Raw genomic sequence first — 18507 nt, 5'->3', positions numbered from 1 at the left:
CTGATTACCTAGGGGTATATATGACTGAAAAAACAGATTTTCCTTACCTTCACGGCTTCAATCTCACAGAACAAGAGCGCCTTAGAAAACAAAGCCGCTTTACAGAACACACTGTGTATAAAGACATTAATTTATCAAGCGTGAAAAATTTATTAGAAGTTGGCTGTGGCGTCGGTGCTCAATCGGAGATCTTGCTTCGTCGCTTTCCTGATTTGAAACTTACAGGAATTGATCGAAGTGAAAAACAATTGGAAGCGGCCCGAGAAAGTTTAGACCAAATCGCCTATGCTAAAGATCGTTTTACTCTTATGGAAATGGATGCAACAGACATGGAGTTTAATGAAAATCAATTTGATGGTGCCTTTTTATGTTGGGTGCTTGAGCATATTCCAAATCCTAGTAAGGTTTTAAGTGAAGTGAGAAGAGTGCTCTCTCCTGGTTCACCTGTTTACATTACAGAAGTTTTGAATTCATCCTTTTTTCTTGAACCTTATTCTCCCAATGTTTGGAAATATTGGATGGCCTTCAATGATTATCAATACGACATGAAAGGGGATCCTTTTGTGGGAGCAAAGCTTGGAAACTTGTTATTACAACAAGGCTTTCGCGATATCAAAGTTGAAACAAAGACATGGCACTTAGACAATAGAAGACCCGGCAAGCGAAAGGAGTATATCGACTTTTGGCATGAGTTACTTTTATCTGCGGAAGAACAACTCGTTTCCAACAACTATGTTGATCAAGAAACTGTAGATAAAGCACGCGCAGAACTTAAGCAAGTGGCCCGAGACCCGAATGCTGTTTTTTATTATTCATTCATTCAGGCCAAGGCCAAAGTTATTTAATTAAAGAGATATTTCTTTGTATTCGAAATTAAGCCACTTCTCGATATCGGTTGTATACCATTTCGAGAAGCGGCGATCACTAATACCACCTGCTAGAATCGAGTAGGTTTTATCATTGCCCATATCAGTGATATAGCGCCATGAAGGGCAAAAACTTGAGAGTCTGCCATGGGCGCGATATAAGGCCCCTTGAACAATGGTCGCTCTATTTCCTTCTATTTGGATTGGGCCATAGTCAAATCCAAGAAATTTTGGAAGTTTTCCATCGAAGAAAATATTTGTCATAAAGGCCGTTTGTTTTTCGCCCCATGATGGAATTTTATTTTCTTTTAGGAAGTTATTTGTTTTTGTTAGGGCCCTTTTTAAAAATTGCTCACGACTTGTTTTTGCAAACCATATTTCATTATTTGAAAAAATGATTCTGTCAAAGTTGCCATAATAGTCGACAAGAAGATTTGTCTCGGTCTTTAGGTGAGAGTAGGCCTTTTGATCTAAAAACTCTTCAGTGAAAATTTCTTCTAGTAAGTTGTGATAAAAGATTTCAAATTTATTCGCCTGAATTGATTCTTTGTTATAGCGCAGGTCCCATTCAGAAAGTTCTTTCAGTTCACTATAATTTGTGATTTCATCTCTTATTAACTCTAGGTATTGTCGTGCTTGAATGCTAACGAGATCGCACTGAATTTCTCTCATACGTTCAGCTGTGAAATTATTCTCGTTTTGCAATAGTTCACTGATGCGATCCTTACGGTATGATCCCATAGGCATATTGATAGAAAGAGGTTTTCCTTCTTGGTTCATATCGTTGTTTGCCGTAGTGATAAAACCACAATCAGGGTTTTCAAAATGAGCGAGTTGAGTATCTTCGTGGATTCCTTGCCATTGTTGTTCTTTAATGTAACCAAATCTAGGGTAGAGACCTGAATGTGATCTTTTAGGCAAACGACCAGATTGTTGGTAAGCAATATTGCCATCAATGTCGCTGACAAGCCAGTTGCATGAGATCGTCACTTTCCTTGCGCATAATTGAAATTCTTTTGCTGATTTACAATTCAATAATTCACGAATGGCCTCTATGGACTTTGCACTTCCGTCTTTATGATTGGACCATGCACGAGAAAGATATAAACCATCTGGTAGTAATTGTTTTGAAATATCAAATTCAATCACGCCATTGCTAGTCTCCCTGATATAGACTTCTTCTGGATGGTGTTTTTTCCTTTTAATGATTTCTTTACGAGTCATGATGGCAGTGAATTGATCTTCACTTCTTATTTTTCCACCCTTGGCCTCTTCTATAAAATAATCGATCATATCCATGAAACCGTAAGTAAAACCAAAGCTGATATACTTGCTTCGACCCATGATAAAACCAGGGAGTCCTGGCATGGTAATACCAAAGAAAGTATTATTTGGTGTAGTCGCTTTGAGTTCGTACCAAATGGCCGGTAATCTATTGCATTCCAAATGGGGATCATTACACTGAATGGCCCCGCCTGATTTTGTTTTCTTTCCACTTATAACCCAGTTGTTACTGGCAACAATCTTTGGAAGGGCCGAGAGTTGTTTAATCTCTTTAGGGACTAAAGGGTCTTTGAGATGTGTTTTTTTCAGTGTCGAGATAAGTTTTTCATCAACGCCATCAAGATGTGGCGAAAAAAGCTCCTTCAATTTTTGTATAGGAGTATCACTTTTCATCATTTGAATAATGAGCTTTTCAATGTCACCTTGCGTTTGAGCAAGCCCAACGTACGACATGATTTTGATTGTCACAAGTGAGTCTTCAATTTTCCATTCTTCGGGATGGAGACCTACAAGCTTGAACTCAAAAGGTCTTGAACAACTTTTTAAAATAGTATTGACACCAAAGGCATAGGCCTTACAAAAATTAAAGTCATCTTCACTCAAATTGACGATTTCTTTTTTTGCCTCATGATAAAGGGCCATTTCCCTCATAAATTTGTCAATGGCAAATGTCTCATCATTATCTTGTAATAATTCACAAAGACGACCCCCAGCAATTGTTCTCACAAGGATCATTTGCATGAGGCGATCTGTGGCATGGATTATTCCTTGTGCAAAAGCAAGTCCAATATCGGTTTTCGCCTCGACTGAGATCGCACCATTTTCTTGTCGTGTGATGGTGATATCTTCATTTTTATATTTTAACTTATTGATTCCAATTTTAAGTTTCATAACTTTATATCCATTACTATCATTTACGTGAGTATCAATAAATTTTAAATCTTGATTGATCTTATGTCATCTTTTCTAGGGCAAAATAGAGATATTAATAGTTCTGGGAGGGATTATGCGACATTTATTAATCATAGAGCCGGATCTTTTTGCTCGTGAAGTTTTGGCCATGAAAATTGATGACCCTTTTACAGATATTCAATGGGCAGACGACACGGATGAGGCGCTTTTTTTAATCGAAAATGGCCCCTATCACGAAATTTATTCTCCTCGAGAACCTCCATATATGCTTTGTTTTGATTTTGCTCATTTGTTACAGCAAAAACAAAAAGAGATTACTTATACAGTTTATTTCATCGACAAAAATAATCATGTCCATTTTCATCCTATTATGAATTTGCAAGGGATTGACGGGTATTTGAATAGTTTAATTCTCAGTGAAAGTGGAAATTTCAAAGGCCCTACTGTGCTTTTTGCTGATGATGACGATGATGAGCATTTACTTTTAGAGCGTTTATTAAGAGATACCAAACCTAATATCATTCATTCTTATAATGCCACTGATGTGGTGGATGATTTTAAGCTCATTGATAAGGCCCATCGAAAAATAAATTTGGTACTACTGGATTTGGAAATGCCTGGAGCAGGCCTTAATGCTTGTCGTGATATTAGAAAATATGAACAAGTTTGTAATTTACAAAAAACACCAATTTTTGCTCTAACGGCCGTGAGCAACCATGAAACTTTGGAGCAGTGTCATGAAAAAGATGGATTCACTGGCTATATATATAAACCATTCGTGCGCGACTTTTTAAGACGCGCAATAAATGATTCATTTTTTTTATGATTGATTAAAGTTTTTCTGCGAGAAGATCAGTGTCGAGACGCGCAACTTCATCGCTGATGAGTTTATGACATCTTTCCATCAGAGTGAGCATATCGTCTTCACCCATGCCCGTTGTATCAATGGCCTCTAGGACACTCACTCTGATTTTTCCCGAATTCCATTTATGAAGATTGAGGTGCTTGTCATATGAGCTTACGGCAACTGGTACAATTGGTACTTGTGCCTTAATGGCCGCGTAGAATGCGCCTTTTTTAAATCTTTGAACACCTCGACCTTTGCTGCGTGTGCCCTCTGGCATGATCCAAACAGAAGTATTCTCTTTTGTTAGTGCCCTGATTGCGCCATCCATTGTGGCCCAGGCCTTTCTTTTATTAGTTCTATTAATAAGAATATTTCCTGAGAGCCAATACGTTAGGCCAAAAAATGGAATCCAAAGAATTTGTTTTTTTCCCATGCTTACACATCTTTTGGGAACAATTCGTCCCATGGGAAAAACGTCCAAATTGTGTTGATGGTTAGAAATAAAGACGGCTGTACCATCAACGCTCAATCGCTCTTTGTTAAAGATTTTAAAATCAATATTTAGAATATTTAATCCTAACGAATAAAAGCGCGCTATCCCCAGTGTGTTGCTGGGATTAGTTGGGCGAAATAAGCAATAAATCAGTCCGAAAACTCCGAACATGATCGTTAAAATGATTAAAAGTAAGGCACGAATCGCAAATATCATAAGAACCTTTATTTTGGCGTTTAATTCGTCCAATATCCTAGGAAGGTTTCTCGGATGTGCCAAGTAAAAACATTTCACGCTGGAAAAGGGCCTTGTCTATATAGGTCTGTGTCACTTTTGCATCGCTATGATTAAGATAATCACGCACAAGAAGCAGGTCTTTTGTTTTACGATATAGATTTGTCGCACAGGCCTTTCTAAAACTGTGGGGACTTAGCCCATCACTAGTATTGGCCTTCTTCAAAAGAGACATGATTCGATTGGACATGGTTCGCGACGTGACGGGCAGTCCATTTTTATTGGCAAAAAGATACTCTGAGGGAGCTTTTCTTTGCATAAATTGAACATCCTTATAGATCAATTCAAAATTCTGCAAAAATAGTTCATGGCGCGAGCCTCCTTTTCTAATGAATGTGACCGATCTTTTATGTTCATTAAAGTCACTGAATTTGAGATGGGTGATTTCGCTCAAGCGAAGACCTCCAAAATAGAGGAGATTAACGGTCAAGCGCTCTTGTGTACGCCAGCAGGCCTCTTTCAATTTCATCCAATCTTCGGCCCCCAGCATTTTTGTGTGCTCAATATCTGCATCTTTCAGCTTTATGACGTGAATTTTGGACTTCACTGGATTGACTTTAAACTTCCCGCCTTTATCAGCATGAATTTCCTGCAAAAATGTAAAAAAATTTTTAATGGCGCTTAAGTGGCGCTTTCTTGAGCCGATGGCCAGAGCATTATTTGGAAGAATTCCTGCTTTTAGAACACCATACTTCTTGCGACCCATACGAAATTTAAGAATTTGGATGAAAATAAGAGCAATTTTCTCAAAAAATCCTGCTTTTTTATAAAGAATGTCTCCAGTCATCAAATAATGCTGATAATTTTCGATGGTTTTTGTATTGGCCCTCGCTAAATTGAGCGTCTGAGTTTTTTCATACCAATTGATGAATTTTTTTAAGTCGCAATGATAATTTTCAATTGTGCGAGGTGAGTGGTTGGTTGTTTTTAAAGAGTGAAGGTATGTATCCACTAAGTGTTCATTTTCTCGAATCATTTTTATTAACTTTTTTGGTTTAGATTACGATAAGTCTTTATATTTTTAGGAAACTTAATACGACCATGCATTTTATTTAAAATTGTTTCCTATAATTAATATTATAGGAAATTAATGACTTGTAAACTATTGATTTAATTAAAAAAGCTCTAAAATCGATTTTAAGGCACTTTTTTAAGAAATGAAGGGTAACACTAGGGTTAATGGTAGGAGTTAATTTTTTTATTGCGCTCTTTGCCATATTATTAGGGCAAATTCCTATGAGTAGGCACAAATTAATTATTTATATTGAGCTAAGAATAATTGAATAATTTTAACAATTTGCGCACGGCGCCCAAGAAGAAGTACTTCAGATTATAAATAAAGCTTATAATTTCTTTAAAAATCAGGAAATTAGTTATGAAAAAAATAAGAGACATTCGAAAGAAAAATCAAAAAGGTTCTGCGGCCATTTTCTTTATGTTCACAGCTGCAGCGGCCTCAGTATTTTTTCTCGCCAACATCAATTCGATCTCTGATATGCTTTCTGGCGTTAAGAAGAGTCAGCGTAAAAGTTATGAGATTGAAAAATTCTTGCACGGTGTCTTAAACTACACAGTTTATGCTGTTAAAGAGCGTTGGTGTATGGATAGTAGTTGGGGGCAAGACGAGACTTGTGGTGGTACGGCCATGAAGGATCAAGTTCTCAATAAGCTGAACCTTGAAAGACTACTTTGGTCACAGACGGCCAATAATGCTATTAAGCAACTTTATCAAACGACTTATAGTGCTGCGATTCCTGAAAATCCGGCCATGAATGAAATTAGCGTTAAGGTGCCAATTTCATCGCTATCTGAACTTGAACTAAGTCACCCTTTAAATTTGTCGTTAAGTGATCCTATTAAAAGATGTCTATCTGAAGTAGAGATCAAACTCAATCGTTCGACAAACCCTTCAAATCAGCCAGTAGGAGATGAGAAGGTTATTACTATTAATATTCGTGGAATTAAATCAGATGCAAAAAACTGTGAATCAATTCCGGGAAATCTGTATTTAAAGTCGACTGTTGCCTTCTACCCAAGAACACTTAATCAGTTTGCTCTTATAAAGAGCGGTAATCTTGATGTTGAAGATTTTAAAGGTCTTGCTTCTGATAGAGGTGTTCGTTTTCATAGTGGTGTTTATGTTGAAAATGATTTCATCCTTCGTAACACTGGGACATATAGAGTTGGATTCTATGATGCTGTAAGGGTTGGTGGGGGAAATATTCGTTTGAATATGGATCTATTTAACCCAAAATCTTTTGGACGTAGTGATGAGAGAATTTATGATCAATTCCCTCATGTCATGGCCATCAAAGGTGGTATTACGCTAGAGAATAAAGTCGATACTGGTCTCTCTCCACTTTTTGGTTCTTCATTTACCTATCCGGCCAATACTCTTTTATCAGTTTGTATTGAAAGAGCGGCCCTAAAAGATAATCCAAGTAGAACAAAAAACTCTCGTCTATGGGTTAAGGGAAAAGATGGTAAATATGTTTTTGCCCTTTCTCAGGATAATGAATTTAGAGAGTACTCTTATCCATACGCTTTCACAAAACCACACGAGGTTTTTGCTTGGGATAACACAAGCTATAAATCAAATTTCGAAGATTACGGACGTGAATATCTGAAAGCAGTTGTCACCAATACAGGGGCCTCTGAATTTCCGATAATGAAGTTTGGTTCTCGCGTTTATACAACAAGTGATTCAAATTCAGTTATCCGTGAAAGTAGTGATGATGATCCATCAAGTGATGCAGGAAGTTTCGTTCTAGGAAGAGACTCTGAAGGAAAAGTCGCAATTATGGATCCAGACTTTTTAACAAAACTTGAAACAGATCTACTGGATAAAACTAAGTATCTTGATCGCAATGATGACCTCCTTGATAAATATAAAGACTTAGAAGGTCTCAAACAAAAGCATAGCGATTTAAGAAGTGTTTGTCGTGACCTAAGAAATGACTTTCCAGATGTTGGAAGTGATGCCTGTAAAAAGGTAAGAAATGAATTCAATGATCCAAGTAAAGATAAAACTTGTGACGATCAAAGTCCTTCAGATAAGCCTAATTGTGAGGCCATCGTGGCCCAAGTCACAGCAAAAGAATTAGATTTTGAAACGGCCAGAGATTTGATTCAAGGTTATGTTGACGAGCTTCAAGATACTCCACCAGAGATCAATATAAAAATGACGCCTCTTATTTCTAATAAGCAGGATGTGGAAATATCAATTACTAATGAAGACAAACTTAGTAATCCCCTTGTTAAAGATATTGATAAGGTTCGTCTGACAGTTGATGCCTTTGATTTTGGTGTTGAGGGATCTAATAATGCAGTTACTGGTAAAAGAACTGACTGGAACCACTTGCCAGGACCAAACGACCCTCAAGATGGAAATACTTATAGAAACTACATCAACTTAAATATTGAAAGATATTTTGGAAGTAGAGGTTTTAGAAAAGTAACTTTTACTAATGGTGATAATGACGTTTTAACTGATACAAATTCTGCCAATGATGGATGGATGCTTTTAAAAGAAGATAATTATCCAGGATGGCAACCTGATGATCCTCCTAAGTACTGGGACAAAGATAGTGGATGGGTAGTTTATTTACCAGAAGACGGGATGACGATTGCTGATGCTAAAAGATACGATACTGATTGTAGTGGGGTATCTGATGCTTCAGCGGCAGAGTGGGATATTTCATTCACAGATAATACTCAATTCTCATGGCTTTATAGTGTTCAACACTCTGGGGTAACTATTGATGATCCATCAGCTGTTACACCTAAGCCTTCACACGAATTTTTAGAGTATGATATGGACCCGAAAAACTATAAAGGTATTCCAACAATATCGATTGTAAAAGATTGTATTGTTAAATCGAATGTCGAGCTTGTGTTTGGATTCTATGTTTGTGAAACATTGACGATTCAATCAAGAGGTAAGGCCCTTAGATTTATCGGAACGATTATTACGAAAAATATCAAAATTGATAATAGTGCGAAAAAATATGGTATTGATTTTTTCAGTGTCTGGCACCCATTGGCCACAGAGTTTTTAAGAATTCGTGGTGACTTGAAAAAATCAACAGATGCTTTCAATAGCTCTAACAACTGTAAATTTAATGTACCTGGTTGGTCACCATTTTTGAGTGAAGACGAACAGAAAGAATTTTTAAATTGTTCACCAATGAAATTTGTTATTCAAGGGGCGAATAATTTTAACTGGACAACCGTTGACCCAGAGATTGGTATTCCATCATCTGGTTCAAGTGTAACGACACAGTCAAAAATCCCTGGACGTTATAGACGATTTGTAACCTCTACGATGTGGATTGAAACGGGGGTTGAATAATGAAGTTCTTAAAAAATAAAAAGGCCCAACAAGGTTTTACTCTTGTTGAAATTATGGTGGCCACGGCAGTTTTAGGGGCGATTATTTATTCTTTCACTGGATCGAGTCGCTATATCGATAGAAGTGTTAAGAAGACTGAAAATGATATCGTTATTCGCCGTGGGGTTTTGGATCTCTATGAAAGTATCCGCTCAACGGGGGCGACATTTCAGGTAACCACAGATCCAACCATTTTCAAGCAAATGACTTCGAAAGATACTTTGATGAAAGAGCTTCCATTAGCATGGAATGAAGATGGGATAATTGATGCAAGCTACTGTGAGCAAAAGGCCGCTAGTGGTAATTGTGATCACTATAAAGGAAGAATGGGATTTATCGTTGAACCCCATCCAAACCCTAAATTTCGTGGTGTTTATAAATTAACGATTAGAGTTGTCCATAAAGACTTGATTGAGAACTTTGAGGACTACGAGTTTATTATTAACGGTATATAGTGCGGGAAACGAAGATGAAAAGAACGAGAATAAATGAACAAGGTTTCTCTCTAGCGGAGGTCATGGTTGCGGCCGGACTTGCTGGGGTGGTTTTTCTCTTTGCGACTCAATTTTTTACTATCGTTAATAAGGATAGTGAGAAATCAAAAGATAGACTTTTGAAGTCACTCAATAAATTGCAATTTGAGCAAATTATTAGATATGACCTGAGTGCTGCAAAACCCTCATTCGGTACTATGGATTATCCAGATGACAAGGATCAAAACTTTTTTGATTATTTCTTCGATGCTCCATGTGCTGCTGCTGACTGTACAAGAGAAGTTACACTAGAGATGCCTGCAACAGAAGGTGCTTATTCGAAATCATTCTACATGATGATCACAGACAATCTTTTTAAGAAAGAGCTTGTTTATGATCCAAAGGAAGCCTACAGCAGTTCAGGTTTAACATTTGATTCAATCAATAGAAATAATATCCTGGGTCTTCTAACTCCGTCTCCATGGGATGCTGGAAGCTTAATGCTTTTATATTCTAAATATGCTGTAAGAGACGATAGTACAAAGTATGATCTAGAACCACCAAAACTTGTTTCTTATCTTGGTTGGTTAATTGATGTGAATAACAAGTCTCTTAAATATGAACCAATAAAAGATGATAAGGAAGCGATTTATTATTTTAGAGGAACAAAGCCAGTTCCTGGTACAGACATTTCGACAAATACTGAGGACAAGTTCTTCAGAAATATTCCTTATCTTGAAGGTCTTCCAACAGAAGTGTATTTGTCACGTGTAAAAATCGTTCGCTTTAGAGTGCAAACGATAAAAGAAAAAGGAATCCTTTACGGTAAAGTTTTAAGAGGGACAAAAAATGTTGGCGGTGATTATCGCGAAATTGCCATCGCTGATAAGGTTAAGCTTCTGAAATTTCAAAGAAGTAATATTTCGACTCCACAAATTACAATAAATCTTCAGAGTTGTGATAAAAAAGAACTAGAGGAAAAGAGGTTATGCTTATGAAAAAGATGTACGTTTATCTGTCAAGCTTAACTCTACTGGGAAGTCTACATGTTAGCGCCCAAGAGTTTTCGGTTATCCCTAAAAACGCCCTATCAGGGGCCGCCATTAAACAAATTGGTAATCAGGCCACACGCAAAGGCTGTGAAGGTGATGATCCCAATTATTTAAAGGTTGCTATTTACCCTTCTTGTTATGGTGCGAACCTGCGTGGTGGTGGGAGTACGATTAACCCGACGGGACAAAATGTAAAAATGCAATTAACAATTACAAACAACGGTGGGACTTATTCCTCTGATATCGTCTTCCCGCCAAAAGTTACATGGCCAGATAATTATGGTCAAAGTTGTACTTGGGACTCAACATCGGGTCACAAAGTATCATGTCGAGTTTTAAATTTAGTAACGAATGCTTATCAAGATGTTCCTTATACATGTGATTACAACAATGCGAGCTGGTTTTTAAATGATACTCTTGAGTGTACTAGAAATTCTGACATCGCATCACAGGGTACCTTGAATCAGAAGATTAGTTGTCTTTTCTTCTACAACTGGAAAGGTACTGGATACGCAGCAACGGCTTCATATAAGAAGCAACCAGGGATTGCAAATTGTGGTCTAATGGAAGCTCAAGATATGGGACCAATGGTTGGAGTAACTCCAACTGGTGGTTCAAGCTCTACTGTTGTCTCTAAAAGAGGTAAGAGAGGGGAAGTTGTTGTTGAATTAGATGATCTTAATCTTAATAAGAGAAGTGTATTTAGAAATCTAACTACAGGTGAATATCAAAGTTCTGGTAAAGCAAGTTCTGTTAAAGTTAGCTTCTCTCAGCTTCAAGCAAATGGTACTTGGAAGCCGCTTTCTGTTAAGCAAGAAGTCAGTCTCCATGAGTTTGAGCAGTGTCTTAACGTTAAACCTGCATTCTTAGGAACTAACCAATTTTGCGGAAGTTATTATTCGCCACTAATGTTCTTCTTTGACGATGATCTACCTAACTTTAGAGGAGTGAGTTCATTCCCACTTCATAAAGATACAACTGTAACAAATTGGGTAGAGCCACAATCAAAAGGATACTTCCTCGCTTACGATGAAGATGGTGATGGAAAAATCACTTCTAATAAAGAGCTTTTTGGTAATGGTGATAGAATTGATAATGGTTTTGAGGCGCTTAAGCTTCATGATGAAAATACTGACTTTGTCATTGATTCCAAAGATCCAATCTTCTCTAAGTTAGTACTATGGAGAGATTTAAATGGTAACGGAATCTCAGAGAAAGAAGAGCTAATCTCTCTGTCTTCAAAAGGTATTTCTGCAATTAATCTTTACTACAAAGGAAACAATCTTCAGTTCCAAGGTAGAGCAGAGATTAAGCAATCAGGTGACTTCACTTACGTAATGAAAGGTAAGAAGAAAAAAGGTATTGTTCACGACGTATGGTTCTCACCAGTTCAATTCTAAGATTAATAATATTGTTAATACAAAGGGCCCCATACTCAGGGGCCTTTTTTATGTCCTGAATATCAGGGCATTTTCTACTTTTTAAGTAAGTAAAAGAATAAAGTCTGACGATAAGAGATGGGTAAAGGAGCGCTCTTATGAAAAAAATCATTATGCCATTACTTGTTGCTTCAACTTTGGCGTCTTGTTCGAATACAAGTAATTTTGAATGGCGTGGCCCTGCCAGTGTACACAAGCACAAGCTATTTGAAATCTTAGAAGATATTCAAATATCTCTTGGGAAAAATCAAAGTGCTAAATCATGTCACAAGACCATTGAATACTATTGGCAAAAACTTTACGAGATTGATGTTGATGTGGCCTCTCTTGATCAATTGTCTGATGAAGAATTAAATGACTATATTAAATCCTCATTCTATATCCGACTTGGGATTAAAGAGCGCTTGAAAGAGCTTAAAAATGAAACCGAGGACGATCAAAATTGTCTTCGTTCAATAAAAAGAGCATTCACGGCCCTTCGCTATGTTGAAGATTATCTCATAGAGTATCGCTACACAAAATCGAGTCCAGACAAAGATGATAAAGACTATATTACTTTAACTGGTAAGGGTGGACACTTTTTAGTTAATCCAAAATTTAGTGATTTTGAAAGTTGGAAAGATTTAAAGTCTGGAGATGCTCTTCTCTCCAGAGGAAATGCTTTTTCTTCTGCAGCTATTGCAAGGATAGGTCTCACTGATACGCAATTTTCTCATATGAGTCTTGTCTATAAAGACAAAAAAGATCAGCTTCACACCTCAGAGGCCCATATTGAAATTGGAAACGTCGTGGCCCCAATATCAGTTCACCTCGATCAAAAAAATGCAAGAACAGTTGTATTTAGAACTGATAACGAAAGGCTTGCCGATGAGGCCGGTGCTTATATGTATAAGCTAGTAAAGACTCAGCAAGATAAAGGGAAAAATATCGAATACGATTTTGGAATGGATTATAAAAATGCAGATCGACTATTTTGTTCTGAAGTTGTCTATCTTGGTTATAAAGAGGCCGCTAAAAGGCTTGGATTGGCCGGAATTGAAATTCCTGAATATAAAACGGCCTTTCATAAGGGACTGTTGAAATTCTTGCAGACACTTGGAATTAAAGTCGACGAAAAGAATATTGAAACATTTAGGACATTTGGTCCTGGTGATATTCAATTTGATTCACGCTTTGATATTGTAGCGGAGTGGAGAAACCCTGTTAAACTAAGGGATTCGCGCTTCAAAGATGCAATTCTTACCAAGCTCTTTATTTGGATGGAAAACGAAGGTTATAACTTCGACCCAAGTACTACTACTGGAATCTTGTCACGTTTCTCATATATGGCAAGAAGAAGTGACATCATGATGTCACTGCTAAAAAAGTTTGCTAAAAAGGATCTTGAGCATCAATTTCCACTCAATATGTCGGCCAAACAGATGAGTCTTTTTCTTGTGCTAGATGAAGTGGGTGAGTATTTTTATGGAGAACTTGATAAGCTTGAAAAAGAAAAGAAGAGACCTCTCGGGCTCAAAGAAATGTTCGATCATTTAGATAAGCTTAAGATTGAAGACCATGCTCTGTGGCAGAAATGGCGAGCTCAAAGATATGTTCCACCACGCGACAGAATTGGACAAAGAATTGCTGAACCTAAGTTTCATCGTCGTTTTCATCCAAAAAAATAATAGCAAAGGGCCTTCGCGGCCCTTTTTTTTGACATGAATTCCTTAGTATTGTAGTTTAGTTTTTTGTTTAATTACCGATAAGAAAATATATTCCAAACATATAGAACTCATATGAGCAAATGTTCATCTTCATTTGAAAAAAGGAAGTGTATGACGATTAAAGACAATAAGTTAATTTCTCTTGAGCACAGAAATTTTAGAAACGACGATTTCTGGAAAGAGATTCCCGCTTGGGAAAGTGTCACTCGTGGCGAATTCGCAGATCAATTGTGGCAACAAAAAAATTCTATTCGAAAAGTAGAGCAAGTAAAAAAAGTTTTAGGTGATAGAATTGATGAAAGTTTCTATCTTGATATTGTTGCGGCCATGCATGTTGTGCCAATGAATATCAGAATTACACCTTATATTTTCGCACTAATGAATTGGAAAGATCCTTATAATTGTCCTCTTAGAAAACAATTTCTTCCTGTTAAAAGTCAACTTCTTGAAGACCATCCATTTCACGAGGCCGATTCTTTGCACGAAGATGCAGATATGCCTGTTCCGATGTTGACACATAGATATCCTGATAAAGTACTATTTTTACCAACAACAATTTGTCCAGTTTACTGTTCATATTGTACACGTTCAAGAATCATTGGTGGTTCAACTGAAGCTGTTGAAAAAGAAACATATGGAGCAAATCAGAAAAAATGGGATGCTGTTTTTGAATACCTGACACGTACTCCTCAAGTAGAGGACGTCGTTGTTTCTGGTGGTGATGCCTATATGCTAACGGCCGCTCAAATTCGTTATATCGGTGAGAACCTATTAAAGATTCCTCATATTAGAAGAATTCGTCTGGCCACAAAAGGTATCGCAATTTTCCCTATGAAAGTTCTTACTGATGATGATTGGTTCAATGCTGTATGTGATGTCGTTAAGCTTGGACGTGCTTTTGGTAAGCAAGTTGTTATCCACACGCACTTTTCATCTCCAAACGAAATTACAAAGTGGTCACAAATGGCCATGGATAGAATTTTTTCCGAAGGGATTATTGTTAGAAATCAGGCCGTGCTTCAGGCCGGCGTAAATGATGATGTTGAAACAATGGTTAAACTCACACGTCAGGTTGGTTATATGAATATTCAACCATACTACGTTTATATGCATGACATGGTCCCTGGTTGTGAGCATTTAAGAACAACTCTGCGCGAAGGCGAGGAGATTGAAAAGGCCGTGCGTGGAACGACTGCTGGCTTTAATACTCCAACTTTTGTTTGTGACCTTCCTGGTGGGGGAGGAAAGAGAAACGTTTCGAGTTATGAATATTACGATGAAGAAAATGGGATCTCTGTATGGACTGCTCCTTATGTAAAACCGGGTCAGTGCTTCACTTACTACGATCCAATTCATAAGCTTAAAGAAGATGCGAGAAAGCGCTGGAGTGATCCAAAAACGCGAGAGGCCATGGTCGCTGAAGCAAAGAAAAAAGCTGGATTTTAAATAAAAAAAGGGACCTTATAAAGGTCCCTTTCTTATTTCTCAGATACTACTAAAATTGGGGGGATTAGTAGTACCAAGTACAATGTGCGTTTGCCCAACCACCAATAAATGGATCAGCATAACCAGAATAAACATAGGCGTAAGCATACTGTCCTGGCCAAATGACTTGGTTCCACATAGCTCCATTGAAAACGTTTCCATACATTGTTCTACCGTATACATTGGCGTTACAAATGATAGGACGTCCATAATGGTTGTAAACCGAAGCTGAAACAAGTGTGCGGTTATAAGTAACGTATGCTTGAGTTGGCCACCATGCAAATGTTTGAAGTGATGCCAAAGCAATCGTTAGAGCTAAAATAAGCTTTTTCATTAATTTTCCCCTTCACAAGTTATGTGAAGAGATTATGAAACAGAATTTATTATGACAAGACACAATGTAAAAAAGTTATCAACGGACCTAAGAAGATCCGTTGATAATAGTCTAACTACCTGAAATATTTAGATCACTGAAGATGATTTTCGGAGCAAAAAATGTATTTGATGGGTTCGGGTAGAGTTTATCTCCGACCATTTTAACGTTTTTGATCATATCATAGAAGTTTCCAGTCAGTGTGACATTCTTAAATTGCCCTGTCTTTTGCCCATTTTTCCAAATATGACCTTTAACAGGACACGAGAAATTTCCACTGAAAAAATCTGTTCCAGAGTGCGTTCCTTGGATGTCGACAATCTCTAAATATTCTTCCTCTTGAAGGATATCTTCGCTCGTTTTCCCACTTTCAATTATGAGGTTTGTAGTTGTAACACCTAGAGCTGATTTCGGAGAACGATTTGCACGTCCATTGTTTTTCATTTCTAACTCACTGGCGGTTGCACTATTGTGAAGAAGTTCTTGAAAGACACCAGCGTTAAGCAATGTAACTTTTTGTGTAGTATTTCCTTCATGGTCAAAGTCATACTTGTAATAGGCCTCTTCAAATTTTGGATCATCAACAATTGTGATTAAATCTGATGCGATCTGTTCTCCTAATTTTTCCTTCATTGGATTTAATCCACGAACGGCCTTTTCTCCAGAGAACATTCCTAAAAATGGAGACAATATTGAACTTAATGATTCATTATTAAAGACAATATTGTAGCGTCCTGTAGGGATTTCTTTCCCATTTAATAGTTCTAGACCTTCTGTCGCACAGGCTTCACACATCTTTTTAAATTCAAGATCTGTGAATTTTTTAGTCGTCGTATAATCATAGACGGAAGAATTATTGTGACCGTCATCAATGAGGGCCGAGCACACGATGCGATAGTACTTATCTTGTCTCTCACAATAAGTGCCGTTGGTATTCAAATAGAGAAATTGATTATAAATTTCGGCAACACCATTGTAGGGAGAGTTTTTAATTCTTTTATCGAGCGCCAACATATAATTTTCATTTTCAAGACAAAGCTCAATCATCTTTTTTGGATCAGCATCTGTTGCTTGTAAGACATCATTATTGATCACTTCTTTTTTTGGCGCTGAAATCTTTTCAAAAAGATTTTCTTTTGAGTATTTCGCATTTGTAAGAGCTTCATTGACCATAAATTGCAAAGAGTCATCATCAAGGGCCTCTGAAAAGGCCTGACCAACTCTGTTGTCCTTGATAACTCTTACACCAATAGTGGCCCCATTATTCACTTCGTACTTATCAAGCTCACCTTGATGGGCCTTTAGGCTAAATGAATTAGCGCGAGTAAAAATCACGTCTCCTTGGGCCTTGCTTTTTTGAATAAGAGTAATGACTTTTTCTAGTACTTTTCTTTCATTTGAATTTTGCATTACTTTTGCCCTCCAACTAAAATCTCATCAACTTTCAGAGCGGCCTGACCAACGGTAACAGGTACTGATCCACTACTACTCCCACACATTCCCGTGGCAAGATCGAGGTTGTTTGCAACCATTGATATTTTTGAAAGTGTTTGTGGTCCTGTTCCAATTAAAGTGGCGGCCTTTAAGAGCTTTGTCACTTTGCCATTTTCAATTAAGTAACTTTCATCTGCGCTAAAGTTAAATTCACCCGTACCAGGATCGACAGAACCACCACCCATTTTTTTACAGTAGATTCCATGATCAACAGTAGCAATGAGGTCTTCTAATTTATGGGGACCGGCCTCAATATAAGTATTTCTCATACGAGAAGTTGGTGCGAATTTGTAACTTTGGCGACGTCCTGAACCCGTTCTTTCAAATCCTGTTTTCATGGCCCCTACTTTATCAACCATAAAGCTCGTGAGTATTCCATCTTTGATAAGTTGTGTTCTTTGAGTAGGCATTCCTTCATCGTCAATATTAATAGAACCCCAAGCGTTTTGAATGAGGCCATCATCAACAGCACTTACTGCACTATGAGCGATTTGTTCTCCCATCTTATCGTGAAAGACAGATGATTTTTTTGCTACAGATGTCGTCTCAAGTAAGTGGCCACAGGCCTCATGGAAAATAACACCACCAAAACCATTATCTATAATGACGGGCATTTTACCACTTGGACAATCGGCAGCACTTAATTTCTCTACAGCTCTTTTTGCAACGTTAATGGCCATTTTTTCAGGATCAATTCCAGCTGCGAAGTCCCATCCCATAAGAGCACCTGGCCCATCGTATGATGACTGCTGATTGTTGCCATCTTTTGCGTAGACACTGGCCACGAGTCTTGTGTAGTGACGTGTATCTGTTGCATATAGTCCTTCTGAATTGAATATTTCAATTTTTTGTTCTTTTAAATTTGTTAGACCATTAACTTGAGAAATTTTTGAACTGACTTTTCTAGCAGCTTCATCGATTGTCATCAAAAATCTAATTTTTTCTTCTGTCTCCACAGAATTTGAACTCAAACTTAGAAGTGTAGGGTGAATATTTTGAACTTCAAAGGCATGAAGTGGTAAGGCCGTTAAGATTTGTTTCTTCGTATCATTGGCCACAAGTTTTTTTACAACGTCGATAAGATCTTTTTCTTGAAAAGAATTTGTATATCCATAGAGTGCTTTGGTGCCATATAAAATTCTGACTCCAATTCCTGAGTCAATCCCACTATTGATCGAATTAACTTTCGAATCAAGGACGTTGATAATTTGAAACTTACTTTTTTCCACAAAGAGCTCGCAAAAATCAGCCCCGTGAAACATCGCATAGTCAATGACATTCTTAGCAATTTGATTATTTAGCATTATTCACCTCTCGAGATTTTTTATTTTAGTAGTGAACTCCCATATTTACCAGAAATTAAGGTCAATTTTGTGTCAAATCGGACGGCCAAATATTG

The 18507-nt window shown here is 37.4% G+C and carries 14 protein-coding genes; 8 read left to right on the top strand and 6 right to left on the bottom strand.

Annotated elements, in window-relative coordinates; all coding sequences use genetic code 11:
* Window positions 1-20: 20 nt before the first annotated feature.
* Window positions 21-845 (top strand): class I SAM-dependent methyltransferase, encoded by an 825-nt coding sequence (locus M899_RS03135; protein ID WP_021270073.1) that lies wholly within the window; start codon window positions 21-23, stop codon window positions 843-845.
* Here the strand turns inward: M899_RS03135 and M899_RS03130 are convergent, their stop codons facing one another.
* Complete coding sequence (locus M899_RS03130; protein WP_021270150.1) at window positions 846-3041, bottom strand: penicillin acylase family protein; 2196 nt, start codon at window positions 3039-3041, stop codon at window positions 846-848.
* Window positions 3042-3156: 115 nt separating this feature from the next.
* On the opposite strand from M899_RS03130, the gene M899_RS03125 reads away from it, so the two are divergent.
* Entirely contained in the window at window positions 3157-3888 is a 732-nt protein-coding gene (locus tag M899_RS03125) for a response regulator (RefSeq protein WP_021270090.1), read from the top strand.
* 4 nt (window positions 3889-3892) lie between these two features.
* Here the strand turns inward: M899_RS03125 and M899_RS03120 are convergent, their stop codons facing one another.
* Both M899_RS03120 and M899_RS03115 read right to left on the bottom strand, forming a co-directional pair.
* On the bottom strand, window positions 3893-4573 hold the full coding sequence (locus M899_RS03120; RefSeq protein WP_231370250.1) for a lysophospholipid acyltransferase family protein: 681 nt from the start codon (window positions 4571-4573) through the stop codon (window positions 3893-3895).
* Between the two features lie 82 nt (window positions 4574-4655).
* Window positions 4656-5672, bottom strand: a complete 1017-nt coding sequence (locus M899_RS03115) for a tyrosine-type recombinase/integrase (protein ID WP_021270144.1) — start codon at window positions 5670-5672, stop codon at window positions 4656-4658.
* A 399-nt stretch (window positions 5673-6071) separates the two neighbouring features.
* On the opposite strand from M899_RS03115, the gene M899_RS03110 reads away from it, so the two are divergent.
* The 6 genes from M899_RS03110 (at window position 6072) to M899_RS03085 (ending at window position 15202) form a co-directional block, all read left to right on the top strand.
* On the top strand, window positions 6072-9047 hold the full coding sequence (locus tag M899_RS03110) for a hypothetical protein (RefSeq protein ID WP_021270004.1): 2976 nt from the start codon (window positions 6072-6074) through the stop codon (window positions 9045-9047).
* Entirely contained in the window at window positions 9047-9541 is a 495-nt protein-coding gene (locus tag M899_RS03105) for a PulJ/GspJ family protein (RefSeq protein ID WP_021270068.1), read from the top strand. The genes M899_RS03110 and M899_RS03105 overlap by 1 nt, the downstream gene beginning before the upstream one ends.
* Window positions 9542-9555: 14 nt before the next feature.
* Window positions 9556-10557, top strand: a complete 1002-nt coding sequence (locus M899_RS03100; RefSeq protein ID WP_021270092.1) for a PulJ/GspJ family protein — start codon at window positions 9556-9558, stop codon at window positions 10555-10557.
* Window positions 10554-12011 (top strand): hypothetical protein, encoded by a 1458-nt coding sequence (locus M899_RS17430; RefSeq protein ID WP_155897056.1) that lies wholly within the window; start codon window positions 10554-10556, stop codon window positions 12009-12011. Before M899_RS03100 ends, M899_RS17430 begins: the two co-directional genes overlap by 4 nt.
* A gap of 137 nt (window positions 12012-12148) precedes the next feature.
* Window positions 12149-13717, top strand: coding sequence for a YiiX/YebB-like N1pC/P60 family cysteine hydrolase (locus tag M899_RS03090; protein ID WP_021270163.1), 1569 nt, complete (start codon window positions 12149-12151; stop codon window positions 13715-13717).
* Window positions 13718-13828: 111 nt separating this feature from the next.
* Window positions 13829-15202: a KamA family radical SAM protein gene (locus tag M899_RS03085; protein WP_034727638.1), complete on the top strand. Its 1374-nt coding sequence runs from the start codon at window positions 13829-13831 to the stop codon at window positions 15200-15202.
* A 64-nt stretch (window positions 15203-15266) separates the two neighbouring features.
* On the opposite strand, the gene M899_RS03080 is transcribed toward M899_RS03085, so the two are convergent.
* The 3 genes from M899_RS03080 to M899_RS03070 all read right to left on the bottom strand — a co-directional run bounded on the left by M899_RS03080 (window position 15267) and on the right by M899_RS03070 (window position 18412).
* A complete protein-coding gene (locus M899_RS03080) occupies window positions 15267-15575 on the bottom strand; it encodes a hypothetical protein (RefSeq protein ID WP_021270056.1) in 309 nt (102 codons plus the stop codon).
* A gap of 111 nt (window positions 15576-15686) precedes the next feature.
* Window positions 15687-17024 (bottom strand): TldD/PmbA family protein, encoded by a 1338-nt coding sequence (locus M899_RS03075; protein WP_021270014.1) that lies wholly within the window; start codon window positions 17022-17024, stop codon window positions 15687-15689.
* Window positions 17024-18412 (bottom strand): TldD/PmbA family protein, encoded by a 1389-nt coding sequence (locus M899_RS03070; RefSeq protein WP_021270137.1) that lies wholly within the window; start codon window positions 18410-18412, stop codon window positions 17024-17026. The genes M899_RS03075 and M899_RS03070 overlap by 1 nt, the downstream gene beginning before the upstream one ends.
* Window positions 18413-18507 lie beyond the last annotated feature (95 nt).

This window comes from Bacteriovorax sp. BSW11_IV, from assembly GCF_000447755.1.
In the GTDB taxonomy this organism is placed as follows: Bacteria; Bdellovibrionota; Bacteriovoracia; order Bacteriovoracales; family Bacteriovoracaceae; genus BSW11-IV.
Note: the sequence above shows the minus strand (reverse complement) of the source record. Positions and strands in the feature narration are given on the sequence as shown.